The organism is Streptomyces sp. NPDC006197 (genome assembly GCF_040613865.1).
Classification (GTDB): Bacteria; Actinomycetota; Actinomycetes; order Streptomycetales; family Streptomycetaceae; genus Streptomyces.
The window spans coordinates 18,056-30,345 of record NZ_JBEXSZ010000099.1 but is presented as its reverse complement, the minus strand read 5'-3'; the positions used below and the strand labels follow the sequence as shown (position 1 = coordinate 30,345).

The 12,290-nt window shown below is 68.2% G+C and carries 12 protein-coding genes; 5 read left to right on the top strand and 7 right to left on the bottom strand.

From position 1 onward, the window contains the following. From ABZ318_RS26765 to ABZ318_RS26735, 7 genes are all read right to left on the bottom strand, one after another. Positions 1-329: transposase (locus ABZ318_RS26765; protein WP_356905026.1), on the bottom strand; the 329-nt coding region annotated here is incomplete at its 3' end. Between the two features lie 153 nt (positions 330-482). Further along, positions 483-1,412: an IS5 family transposase gene (locus ABZ318_RS26760; RefSeq protein WP_356905025.1), complete on the bottom strand. Its 930-nt coding sequence runs from the start codon at positions 1,410-1,412 to the stop codon at positions 483-485. A gap of 272 nt (positions 1,413-1,684) precedes the next feature. Continuing rightward, entirely contained in the window at positions 1,685-4,975 is a 3,291-nt protein-coding gene (locus tag ABZ318_RS26755; protein ID WP_356905024.1) for a hypothetical protein, read from the bottom strand. Positions 4,976-5,212: 237 nt separating this feature from the next. Beyond that, on the bottom strand, positions 5,213-6,364 hold the full coding sequence (locus ABZ318_RS26750) for an ATP-binding protein (protein WP_356905023.1): 1,152 nt from the start codon (positions 6,362-6,364) through the stop codon (positions 5,213-5,215). Between the two features lie 314 nt (positions 6,365-6,678). Beyond that, positions 6,679-7,551, bottom strand: a complete 873-nt coding sequence (locus ABZ318_RS26745) for an IS5 family transposase (RefSeq protein WP_356905022.1) — start codon at positions 7,549-7,551, stop codon at positions 6,679-6,681. Between the two features lie 110 nt (positions 7,552-7,661). Then, the gene (locus tag ABZ318_RS26740) at positions 7,662-8,141 is read right to left on the bottom strand and encodes a DUF6879 family protein (protein WP_356905021.1); all 480 of its coding nucleotides are present in this window, start codon (positions 8,139-8,141) and stop codon (positions 7,662-7,664) included. Next, positions 8,098-8,376 (bottom strand): hypothetical protein, encoded by a 279-nt coding sequence (locus ABZ318_RS26735; RefSeq protein WP_356905027.1) that lies wholly within the window; start codon positions 8,374-8,376, stop codon positions 8,098-8,100. Before ABZ318_RS26735 ends, ABZ318_RS26740 begins: the two co-directional genes overlap by 44 nt. Before the next feature lie 269 nt (positions 8,377-8,645). On the opposite strand from ABZ318_RS26735, the gene ABZ318_RS26730 reads away from it, so the two are divergent. The 5 genes from ABZ318_RS26730 (at position 8,646) to ABZ318_RS26710 (ending at position 12,156) form a co-directional block, all read left to right on the top strand. Then, the gene (locus ABZ318_RS26730; RefSeq protein ID WP_356905020.1) at positions 8,646-9,311 is read left to right on the top strand and encodes a hypothetical protein; all 666 of its coding nucleotides are present in this window, start codon (positions 8,646-8,648) and stop codon (positions 9,309-9,311) included. Positions 9,312-9,340: 29 nt separating this feature from the next. Next, entirely contained in the window at positions 9,341-9,652 is a 312-nt protein-coding gene (locus tag ABZ318_RS26725; RefSeq protein ID WP_356905019.1) for a hypothetical protein, read from the top strand. A 250-nt stretch (positions 9,653-9,902) separates the two neighbouring features. Continuing rightward, entirely contained in the window at positions 9,903-10,814 is a 912-nt protein-coding gene (locus ABZ318_RS26720; protein WP_356905018.1) for a nucleotidyltransferase, read from the top strand. A gap of 2 nt (positions 10,815-10,816) precedes the next feature. Continuing rightward, the gene (locus ABZ318_RS26715) at positions 10,817-11,452 is read left to right on the top strand and encodes a hypothetical protein (RefSeq protein ID WP_356905016.1); all 636 of its coding nucleotides are present in this window, start codon (positions 10,817-10,819) and stop codon (positions 11,450-11,452) included. A gap of 110 nt (positions 11,453-11,562) precedes the next feature. Further along, positions 11,563-12,156: a hypothetical protein gene (locus ABZ318_RS26710; RefSeq protein ID WP_356905015.1), complete on the top strand. Its 594-nt coding sequence runs from the start codon at positions 11,563-11,565 to the stop codon at positions 12,154-12,156. Positions 12,157-12,290: the final 134 nt, after the last annotated feature.

Sequence of the window (12,290 nt, the reverse complement as noted above, 5' to 3'; positions counted from 1 at the left end):
ACGTGCGATCCGTCCACGGAGCAGTCGTCCAGGTCCAGCAGGCCGGCGCGACGAAGCTCGGTCAACAGGGCGGCGTGCAGGCGCGGCCAGACACCGGCCTCGGTCCAGTCCCGCAGTCGGCGCCAGGCCGTCACCCCGGAACAGCCCACTGCCTCCGCGGGGACGTCACGCCACGCGACACCGGTCCGCAGCACGTACATGACGCCGGCGAGCGCCACTCGATCGGGAACACGCAGCCGCCCCGGGTGGCGATGGCGCCGTTCGGGGGCGGGCGGCAGCAGCGGGGCCACCCGCTCCCACAGGTCATCCGGAACAAGATCAGCACGCATCCGAGCCACCCTGCCGACCAAGATCGTCGAGCGCAAGGCCCACGGCTCAACTCATTCTGAAACGATCAGTTAAAGAGGTGCGGCAGCGGATGGGTCACCGAGGCATGGCAGCCGGGCGAGCCCCCTGTCCCACCCTGTGTCTTGTCCGGGCGGTCAGGTTCGGAGCCAGACGGTGAGGGCTGCGGCGGTCGCGGTGCCGAGGTAGACGTAGCCTCGCTTGTTGTAACGAGTGGCGACGGCTCGCGCGTTCTTGAGCCGGTTGATGGCCCGTTCGACGGTGTTGCGTTTCTTGTATCGGTCTTCGTCGAAGCCCGGTGGCCGTCCGCCGCGTGAGCCTTTTCGCAGGCGGGCGGCCCGGCTGTCGGTCTTCTCCGGGATGGTGTGCCGGATGCCCCGGTGCCGCAGGTAGTCGCGGCACGGCCCGTTGCTGTAAGCCCTGTCCGCCGCGAGGCTGTCCGGCTTCGTCCGGGGACGGCCCGGGCCGACCCTGGGAACGCGGATCTTCTCCAGCGCAGGCTTGAACTGGGTGCAATCGGCCCGCTGTCCCGGCGTGACGACCAGGGAAAGCGGGCGGCAGCGGCCATCCGCACTCAGGTGCAGTTTGGTGGTGAACCCGCCGCGCGAATGGCCCAGGCCCTCACCTCCAGCACCACCTCCTCCAGGCGGGCGACCAGGTCTGCCACGGCGTCTCGTCCTGGTGTTCTGATGGTTCGGCCCCCTTTGAGGCGGGGTGGGCGGCGGGTCGGTGTGGGCACCGGCCGCGTGCTGGTGGGCCCGGACGATAGTGGAGTCGACCGAGATGTCCCAGTCGATCTCACCTGCCGCGTCGGCCTCGGCCTGAACCTGCTGGAGCAGATGTTCCCAGGTGCCGTCAGCCGACCGCAGTCGGTGCCGTTCGTAGACCGTCTTCCACGGCCCGAACCGTTCAGGCAGATCACGCCACTGCACCCCGGTCCGCACCCGGTGCAAGATCCCGTCGATCACCTGACGGTGGTCCCGCCACCTGCCCCAGCGCCTGTTGCTGACCGGTAGGAACGGCCGCAGCCGTTCCCATTCGGCATCCGTCAGATCACCCCGCCCCATGTCCACATCAACGACGTGGACCCGAAGTAGTCACATGATCGACCGGACAGGTCCTAGATGGGCACGGGCGCTCTTGTCGGCCCTGTTCGTCGGCCGGAAGTCCAGGGTCGATTCCCATTTCAGCCAGTTCAGCTCGTCGGCTGCGCTCGCGCGGACGGCCTTCACCAACTCCAGGTAGTGCGAGACGCGGACTGGTGCACAGCGTGTGTCGAATTCCAGGGCCGTGAGCAAGTCGGGCTTCCCTCAGTAGGCGTCATTGATAAGGGAAGGGTTCAGAAGCACTCTGCGCTTTGGTGTCGCACTGAGCGTCGGCAGTCGTGGCTCAGGACGGACCGGATCTCGGCGTAGGAGTGGTCCTGAGGAAGCGAGCTCGCCAGGTTGCGGCGGACATGGCGGGAGGGGTCGGATGCGAGGAGGAGGCCGAGGCGCCGGTCAGGTACTGCGCCGGAGTAGCACCACAGGTGGGCGGCAAGAGCACGTGCCCAGGGCGACGAATGGCCGGCAAGGACCGGGATCAGCGGGGCGAGGAACTCGGGAGACAGGTCGGCCAGTGCGGTCGCGATGATGCGGTCCGTGTCCTCCTCGCAGTGTGCGAGAAGCGGGAAGGCTTCGGCCGCAATCTGGCTCGCGTGGGCTTCAGTCCGCGCAAGACTGACGGCTGCGTGGATCCCTGCGTATCGCAGCGTGTCCGGGCCGTGGTTGAACCGGAAGCGGGCCAGGGGGTGACTGGCCTGGCGGCTGTTTCCGTTGCCGCCGTCCAGGGTTCCTCTTGTCGCGTCCATTGCGGTGTCGAAGCATTGGGATCGCTGCCGCGTGGTGAGGCGCGGAGCCATGTGCCCGAGGGCATACAGAGCGTCCTGCCGCCTGCGCGTTGGCTGGTCGTGGTCCTGGGCGATGTCGATGAGGGCTGTGGTGAACTCCTGACATTGGGTTGTTGCAAGCAGGTGGGCTGCCAGCCGTGATGTTCGCTCCAGGGTGGCTTCGGGCGATGGCTTCGCGGAGCCCGGTTTCGCAAGGTGGGCGTCGAGGAGGGACTGTGCCATGGGGCGGTACTGTCCGGCTGGGCTGCCGGCGAGGGTGAGCGCCAGGGCGGCCTTCAGCGCGCCAGGACCGGTGGGGGTACTGCAGCGGTCCGAGACGACGGAGGGCTGCAGTCGCAGGACGTCTGCCTGGCGCAGCACGGCAAGGGACATCGTGTAGTCGTCCAGCATTGCCTGGCACAGTCGGTCGACGGCTTCGACCTGGAGGATGCCGCGGTGCTGTCGGGCGATGGTCAGCAATGTGTTGGCATAGGGGCGGCCCACCCGAGGGTCGGCTGTCGTGCCTGTCTGGGGCCAGTGCTCGGTGATGGTGATGAACCGGTGGGCCTGATCGGCAGTGAAGGCCGGGGCAGCCGCCTGGATGTAGGCAAGCGCGGCTTCGTGGGTGACCGGGTGGAGAGGCGGCTTGGTCTCGAAGCCGGTGATCTCCTTCAGGGCCAGGTCTGCCCAGGCTCTTGCCTGCTGGTCGGGCATGAGGTCAGCCATCGTGCGGGCTGCGAGGAACAGGCTCTTGCGCTTCCAGCGCGGTAGGTCTGGCCATCCCAGAGGCTGGGGCAGGTCCGCGGGCTCCTCCGGCAGGTGTTCGACAAGCTCGTGCAGGAGTTTGGTACTTCCGGCAGCGACAAGCGGACCGACCGCGTCATGGGCGAGGTGGTGGTCCAGGTGGAGTCTGCCGAGCAGTTCGTGGGCCTCGCGTTCCGCGCTCCAGCCAGCCGACGCCGCCGCATGGCGGCGGTAATGGACGAGAGCTGCCCGGCATTCTGCTGGATGCGATCGATGAGCCAGCCTCCCCAGGGCACGTTCCCGTGCGGAAAACGGTGAAGGAATGCTGCTGGCCTGGCTCGCCGACCGCAGGACTGACGTCTTGGGGTAGGCGTCGGCTCCATCGAGTTGCGGGCTGTAGCGAATCTGGGCGAGGCTTCGCGCTTCCAGCCACGCCGCCGCATCGGCATGGTGTTCCAGTCTCACCGCTCTTTCGATTGCGTCTCCGTAGTGCTCAACGGATTCCTCGCCCCTTCCGTTCTCCGCGAGGAACCGGGCGTAGCGGGCCCGCAGCAGGGATGCCAGGTGAGGCGGGTGGGACGCCTGCCGAAGCCTTACCCATCGGGCTCCGCTGTGGTCGGTGTCAGCCAGGCATGCTCTGAGCCTGGCTTGGAATTCAACCTCGGATTCGGCCGCGCTGTCGGCGAGATCGTCCAGGACTGCCGATAGTGGCTTGAGCAGGTCCAGCCGTTCCATGGCGATGGCATGCTCGGCGAACCAGGTGGCAGCGAAAACGGCGTGAGGGTCCTGCGGCCGCAGAGCCTCGATCGTGGTCGTGACATCGTCGAGGGAGACCTCGTGACCATGTTCGAAGGCGGCCAGATCCCCTAGGGCGTTCGCAACGCGGATCAGATGGTCTGACGCTTCGATGTTCTCTTCCGACAAGCGGGCGATCACCGAGCTCGCCAGCCACGGCTCGCCCGCTTGGAGGGCTGCTGCCATGACCGACACGTCAATCGCCGTGCCGGCATCGTGGTCACCGGCCTTGTGTAGGCTCACGGCCTGTCGTCTGCGCATCGATAGTGCAAACGCCGGCCAGGCAGACAGCTGGTCCCCGAGCCGCTCGTACCCGGCAGCGGCGTCCGCCGGGGCAGAACTCTCCAGGGCCTGAGCTGCCATGAAGTCTCGCTCCAGGCCCAGACTCGCAAGCGGCCCCCGCATCACCGCGTCGCTCTCCACTTTCGGTGAACCCGTCGGTGCTGGAGGGGTGGAGAAACGCTGTCGTAGTCGTGCAGCAAGAGCACGACGAAGCATCGGCTCGGTGACCCGAGCTGCGTTGGGGGCCCAGTCCCCAACGCGACGCTCGATCAGGGCGAAGGCCGCTTCCGCTGATTCGGCAGTGTCCTCGAACGCGAACTGCCGGAGCCGTCCCACCGCCTGGGTCCGGTCCAGCTCGGTCGCGCCTTCCAGACGCAGGTGCTGCACTTTCAGGCTCTTCAGCAGTCGCCACGTGAGTTCATCGGCAGTAAGGGAGGTCGTGTCCAAGCCTGCCTGCTCAGCCGCTTTTGCCACCACCGCGTCGAAACTTCTCAGGCGCGACCGCAAGGGTGCGTCGGTCGGACCTGACTTGGCTGCTTCCGCCCGGAAATCTAGTGCGTTCCGGGACTCGGCAAGTCCTGCAAGCCTTGCCAGCTGAAACGCATGCTCGCTTCGGTTCGTGACCGCGAGCACCAGCCGCCGATGACCGGACTCGATCTCCCCCCAATGCTCGGTGACCTCCCTGAGGTAGTTGGCGATCAACTTCACCGTCGCAGCGTCGGACGGCACCACGTCAGGATCGCGTCGCACGCCGATGCAGGCCGCGAACTCCTCGCTCCCCCGCGGACGGCGGCCAATGATCACCACGTCATCGACAGGGCTGAACTCACTTGCTTGCAGACGGATCTGGCAAGGCTTAAGCACCGGATCGCCGAGCTCTTCGAGCGGACCACCGGTGAGGAGAGAAGACAGAAGCACTGCGGCGTACCGGTGCTCAAGCACGGTCCCCCCACCGCCTGTGGAGTACGGCGAGACGCTCAAGACCACCTCCGTCTGCCGGCTCAAGCTGCATCGGACGTCACTCTAGACCTGTCTGCCAGCTCAGGTGGGAAGTGCCAGACCGTGTTTGAGATCTGCCACGCCGTGTGGCCAGTGGGGTCACTGGGATCGTCTGCGCCACCAAAGCCCGGGCCGGGGCCCCATCCCGACCTGGGCTCTGGTGTGTTCGGTGTGCTTCTGTCAGTGGCGGGTGGCCGTCAAGATCCGGGCGAAGACGGCCGTCGCCTGCGCCGGGTTGGCGCGGAGCCAGGCGGTCAGGTGCTCTTGGACGGCCTCGGCGACGAAGGCGCGGACGGGCCCGTTGCCCAGTCGGTCGCGGGTTGCCCCCTCAAACTCGGACCGATCGAGCTTCACCGACACGACCGCCGTCAGGCCCGCGCCGAGCTGGGTGGGGGTGAAGTCGGGGTCGGACGGGCTGAGCAGCTGTTGCTCCCGGGCGTAGCCGGTGAGCGCGGCTGCCAGGCCGTCCCGGAAGCCGAGTTCGTGCGTGCCACCGCCGGTGGTCGGCAGGCTGTTGGCGTAGCTTGCGATCCGTTCCTCGCGGGAGTCGCACCAGCGGAGGGCCACCTCCACGGTTCCCTCCATCTCGGAGTACTCGCGCTCGAAGCCGATTACGTCTGGGTGGAGCGGGGCGCCCTGTTCCGCGATGTAGTCCCTCGGGCCGCCCGGGAAGCGGAAGCGAACGGCCCGGGGCGCCTCAGGGTCGCGGTCATCGATCAGGGTGATGTCCAACTCACGGTTCAGGAAGGCCAGTTCTCTGAATCGCTCGGTCAGTGTGTCGAACGAGAACTTCAGCGTCTCGAAGATCTCGGCGTCGGGCCGGAAGGTGATAACGGTTCCGCTGCCGTCGGCCGGCCCGGTGCGGGCGGGCACCCCGACAGGCACGCCTTGCTCGTACTCCAGCACCCAGTGGGCGCCGTCGCGCCGTACCTCTGCCGTCAGGCGGCTCGACAAGGCGTTGACGACGGCCAATCCCACGCCGAAGTAACCACCGAACAGCGAGTGTCGGTCTGCGGGCGGTGCCCCCCACCAGAGCTCGGTCAACCGGGTCTCCAACGGAGGGTCGTCGGTGTGGCCGGCGTGCCCGACCGCAAGACCCGTGCCGTCGTCGGTGACACGGACGCCGCCGTCGGCGGTGAGGGCGATCTCGACACTGCTGGCGGTGCCGCCGAGGATCTCGTTCAGCGCCCGCTCGGTGGCCTCAAGCACCAGATGGTGAAGGCCGCGTTCACCGACCGATCCGATGTACATCCCGGGCCGCTTCCGAACGGCCTCCAGGCCCTGCAGAACCACGATTGTGCTGGCGTCGTACGTCTTGGATTCCTCGCTCATGGTGCCCCCTCCGAGGGTGTTCGACAGAGTCCTCTCAACTTAGGAGGTTCCCAAGAAAACACCAGGTCAGAGCCGAAATGGCGAGGGCCCGAACGGGACCTTGCAGGCCCATCTGGAGTGGTCGGGCGGGAAGGGTGCACGCCGCTGCGGGAAGGCCGCCGCGGCCCTCCGAGGACCGTTTGCGGCACCATTTCGGGTGGCCACGGGGACACGAATTTCAAGAAGTTGTCGCCTCGGCCCGGTGCGGTCGTGGATGCCGAGTGAATCGTTCGGCTCCGTGCCCAGATGGCTGCGCAATCGGACGGTTTGACTGATCAGACCGTGCTTGAGGTCTCATGGTGGGCGTGTGAGAGGGGTCGTGGGCCGGGCCGTGTGGCGGGTCTGCCTCGGGTGAGCCGGCGGACCATGATGCCGATCATCGCCCAGCGGATCATCGTCTCGGAGTGGGCCGGGCTGGTCTCGTAGTCCCGAGCGAGGCGGCGGTGGGCGGTGAGCCAGGAGAAGGTGCGCTCTACCGCCCAGCGTTTGGGCTGGACCTGGAAGCCCCGCTGGTCGGGGTCCTTGCGGACGATCTCCAGTTCGCGGCCGAGGATCTGGGCGGTCCACTCGACCAGGCGGCCGGCGAAGCCCTGGTCGGACCAGACTTTCTTGACGCCGGGGTGGTCGAGCCTGGTCCACAGCAGGGGTCGCTTGGCGCCGTCGCGGTCCTGGATGCTCGCCGCGACGACGTGGACGGCAAGGAGCAGGCCGAGGGTGTCGGTCACGATGAACCGTTTATGGCCCTTCACCTTCTTGCCTGCGTCGAAGTCCCGGGTGGCAGCGGGGACGGTGTCGGCGGTGCGGACGGACTGCGAGTCGATCAGCCCCACGCTCGGCTCCGCGTCGCGGCCGTCGGCTTCACGGACCTTGCCGCGCAGGGCATCGTGGATGCACTCAACGGTGCCATCGTTGTGCCACCACGTGAAGTACCAGTACACCGTCGGCCAGGGCGCGAAGTCCTTCGGCAGCTGCCGCCAGGCCCACCCGGTCCGCACCACGTAGAAGATCGCGTCCACGATCCGCCGCCGCGGATGCTTCTCCCGTCGGCCGCCCTTCGGCCCCACCCGCGTCGGCGGGAGCAACGGCTTCAGCCGGAGCACCCGCTTGGCCTGGGCCCCAGGCGCCCTCCCCCAATATGCAGCGCTCATCACCCACACCCAAGCCGTCAGACATACGCAGTTTCACTGACCGCTCCGCGAGCATGAGCAGCTTCCGCTCCTAGCTGAGCAGTCATGCACGGACGATATAGAGAACCAGCTCACGAGCCTCCCTCTCCGGTCTCTATACCAGCGGCAGGCCGAAGCTCGTGGCCATCTTTGCGCTCACCGGAGTGAGCAACGCACAGGTCAGCGCCTTCAACAGTGATCACCCTGAACGACCCGCAACAGGAGGCGTGACGGCGGGGCAGCCAGCGCACGTCCTCTCCGGCTTGGAGATTGAGTGGGGTGATGGCGTGCTTGTAGCGGATGTAGTCGGTGACCGGCTCGGAGACGATCCGGGCGCGGCGCATCACCACGCCGCGGGCGACCGCGTCCCTCACGAGCGGCGTCCACTGGGGCCAGAACGAGCGGGCCGGGTCGAGGTTCGGGACGCCGGTCCGGAGGAAGGCGGCGTAGTCGTCCGTCTCGTCGCCGACGGCGTACTGGTCGCGCATCTCCAGGTGGACTGCCGTGTGGTGGGTGTCGGCGAGCAGTTCAGCGAACGTCGCGGTGTTCAGCTGCTGTGCGTTCAGCGGCATCGCACGCCTCCCTCAGAATCGGCACCATGCGGGCCGGAATCCGGATCACCCGCTCGTGCGCGGGGAGCCCCGTCTTGTGGCTCGCCACCCACTCGGTGGACCCGACCAGGTTCTTGAGGAGGGCGTCGGCTTCCTCGCCCTGGAGGACCAGGTCCGCGCTCTCCTCTTCCACCCAGACCGTCGGTGATCCCTCTCCGCCGGTGTTGGGGTCGATCCCGACGAACCGTAGCGTCATCACGTACTCCCCTGTCGAGTCGGTTGCGCACAGTTGCGCGCTGACCGTCCCGCAGGCCCGAACCGGCGTCAAGGGCACCTCCCCGGCCGGGGCGCTGTCAGGCGAGATCTCGGCGGGGGCTTCGCCCTGACCGGCACCGTCCCCCGGCGAGGCCCCCGGCGCTGTTGGGGGCCTCGTGCCGTTCGGCCGCGGTTGGCGGGAGGCGGTCTTGTGCCGCCGCTCGCGCCTGGCTGAGGCTTGGCTGATCACACACCAAGGGGGGTGCCTCAATGGGACGGTTCAAGCCCAAGAAGCAGCGGAGCAACCAGCCGCCGCGTCAGCGGTTCCACATCGACGACCGGGCCGTCAGCCAGGCGGAGATCCTGGCGGCCGGGGAGCAGCTGAGCAACAACGTCGACGACCACGGCCGGCTGCTCTACATGAACTCCTCCTCGCTCGGGCTGGGGCAGGTCGCCACCGGGATCGACCTGGACACCGGCACCCTGCAGACCACCGACGGCGAGGACCCGATGCCGGTGGCCCTCTTCGAGCCCGAGCGCGCGATGATGTCCCGGCTCCCGGGGAGAGCACCGGCCGAGATCCAGGTGGAGGGCGCCATCGCGTTAGGGATGCGGCGCTTCCCCCGTGGCGTCGCCGATCTGCGAACCATCCCCGGCTGGGCCCTCCACCGGCTGGCCGATGACCGGATCGAGCTGCGTTCTCCCGACGGCGGCGTCTACTCCCGCATCACCGTCCCCGCCTCGCCCGACTGGTACTCCGCCGCCCTGCACCACGGGTACGCGGTGTGCTTCTACGGCCCGCAGCTCGGCGTGCGCACCCCGCCCGGTAGCTCGCCGGTGACGTACACCGACGCCAAGAGGTTGGAGGAGTTCCGCACGGCCCGCGGCCGCGGCCTGGTCGCCGGCGGCATCATCGCCTACCGCAACAACCGCTGACCCCGCCGGACGACCGAGGAGAAGACTGCATGCCTACAGGAGTAGCCGTCGTCTGCGACACGGACGACTGCCTCGCCGTCTATCTGGCGGTGGAGACCGGCAACGACGGAGACGAGCGCTCCGCGAACGATGTCTCCCAGTTGGCACGCAAGGCGGCAGAGGGCGACGGCTGGGTGCTCAGCTTCGGCTTCCAGCAGCCGGTGATGACCTGCCCGGGATGCGCGGACGGCCGCGGCCCGGTCCGGGAACGCGGCACCTGCCGGCGGTGCATGGGCCGCGCCGATGAGGCGTCCAAGTGCGTGTACTGCCTGCACGCCGAGCCGCCGGGCGAAGACGACTGAAGTCCGCTCGGTCGTTGACGCCGTAGCCGGGCCGTCGTCGACCGTACGACTCCATAGGGCCGGGCCCCGGGGGACGTCGCCGGGGCCGGTAGGCCCCTGGGATGTCGAGCCGCTCCGCCGCCGCGCTGGCAAGCACCCCGGCCCTTCCGGCTCTGCCTTGAGCGCCCGCGCGGATATACTTGTATGTCGCTGTCGGTGCCCGCTCGTACCCTGTTGGCCGGCGCAGGCGCGCCGGAGCCTGGAGGTGTTCATGGCACGACAGCTGACGTATGACCAGCGGATCTCTTTGATCAACAAGTGGAGGAACCCTCCGGGTGCTTCCGAACAGCTCCGGCTGGAGCGCGCCGAGCGCATGGTGAAACAGGCGGTGGCCCGACACGAGCCGTTCCAGGGGCTCGACATCACGGTGGCGTCGAAGGGCTCGTATCCCAACAACACCAACGTCCGCGGTGACAGCGACGTCGACATCATGGTGAAACTCAACGACCCCTTCCACACGGAGGGGCTGGCGGCTTGGTGGTTCGGGCAGCAGGCCAGTTACGCGGGGCCGTGGACCCGGCAGAAGCTCCGCCAGGAGGTCGAGGACGCGCTCACCAACCACTTCGGCTCGGTGGACACGGACCACAACCTCGCCTTGTACGTTCCGGAGGTTGTCGGCAGCCGTCCCAGCATCGACGTGGTGCCGTGCTTCAAGTGGGTGGCCTACGACACCACGGCGCCCGGCGGCGAGTACGTGGGCAGCGTCGTCTACGGGCGCAACGGCAAGCGTGTCATCAACTGGCCCGAGCTCCAGCTGGCCAACGGCCGCACGAAGAACACCAACACCAAGTACCGGTACAAGTTCGCCGTGCGGGTGCTGAAGAACGTCGAGAACGACCTCGCCTCCGAGGGCGTGATCACGGCCCTTCCGTCGTACTTCTCCGAGTGCCTGATCTACAACGTCCCGGACCGCGTCATGCTCGGCGTCGACAGCCTGGACGAAGTGGTCCGCGAGAGCCTGCGAGAGGTCTACCGGCAGCTCACGGGAGCCTGGTTCAGCTCTCAGCGCATGGTGGAGCCGAACGGGATCAAGAAGGTGTTCGGCGAGGGTCAAAAGTGGACGGAGAAGGACGCCCGCGAGCTGATCGAGGGCGCCTGGTACTACCTCAACTACGAAGGCTGACGATGAACACCGCGACCACCATCCGCACCGGCGCCACCATCGCCGCCACCCTCTACACGGTCGTCCTGCTCGTCCTGGGCCTCTACCCGTCCGAGTTCCGGTACCTCTTCGCCTACATCCCGGCCCTCGTGGGCTACGGCACCGTCGTCTTCGACAAGTGGGCCTGGCACTGGCCCGTCATCCACCGCTTCACCGGGCGCCCGTGGGTCACCGGCACCTGGCGCGTCATGCTGGCACCGAGTCCGGAAAGCCACATCCCCGAGGGAGGAAACCGGGGCCCGATCACCACGTACATGACGATCGAGCAGACCTTCTGGAGCCTGCACGCCACGCTCCGCACGAAGGAGAGCACCTCCCGCTCGAGCAACGCCACGCTCGCCGCCCCCGAGAACTCGGGCACCGCCGAGATCGGCTTCCTGTACGACAACACGCCCCGCGTGGAACACCAGCAGCGCAGCCCCCGGCACGAGGGAGCCTGCCGGATCGCAGTGACCGGGCTGCAGCCCAAGGCCGCCACCGGGCACTACTACACCAGCCGGTTCACCGCCGGGGACATGGACTTCACCCTGATCGACCGATCGACCGACTACGGCACGTTCGCCGAAGCCCAGGCCGCCGACCGCAGCCATGCCGACTGAGTCCGGCCGCTCCCGCCTCCGGGCAACGAAAACGAAGGGGGCGGCCCCGGCCGTACTGCGTCCCGCTTGGCGACGAAGAGCGGGGCCAGTTCGCGCTCAAGGTGCGCGACATGCTCTGGCACGAGACCAGAAGGCGCCTGGGGTACGGCGCGAACGAGGGCCCTCACAGCGTGAACGCGCTCGCCCCGACCTCGGCGGCGGCCAGGCGGCTCCACCTCATCTACATGGAGGTCGCCGCCGAGGTCGGCTTCGCCACGCGCCAGCTGGTCGACGACGCCGCTGCCCGTGCCGGCCGGGCCGGTGCGAGCTACACCGAGCTCGGTGAGGCTGCTGGTGGCCTGTCGCGGCAGGCGGCCCGCAAGCGGTGGCCCGAGACCGTCGGCACCCACTGGGTCCTCTACACCATCACCGGCAAGGAGCCGCCCCACGGCCGGTCCACCGCGCTCTACCGCAGCAAGGAGAAGGCGATCGAGCGCGGCCGCACCGCCGTGGACGAGGGCGCCCTGGCCGACGGCGGCACCATCGCCGCCGTCGTCGTCAACTCCGGGCGCGAGGTCCAGTGGGCCTGCTGGTTCAACGACGCGATCTGGGGACCGGAGGAGACCGAGCTCCCCGGGGACCTGCGGAACGTGCCCGCCCCGGAGGCCCCGGAGCACGCCGACTGGCAGCACCGGTGGGAGCAGTTCGTCAGCCGAAGGCCGTAGCCGGACATGACAGCGGGCCCGTCCTCAAGGGGTAGGCCCGCTGTCTGTGAAGGGTGGGCCCCCACTCACGCCACCACGGTCCGGTCTGCGGCCAGGCTGGGCCGGGGAGCCGAAGTTATGGACAGGGTCCGATC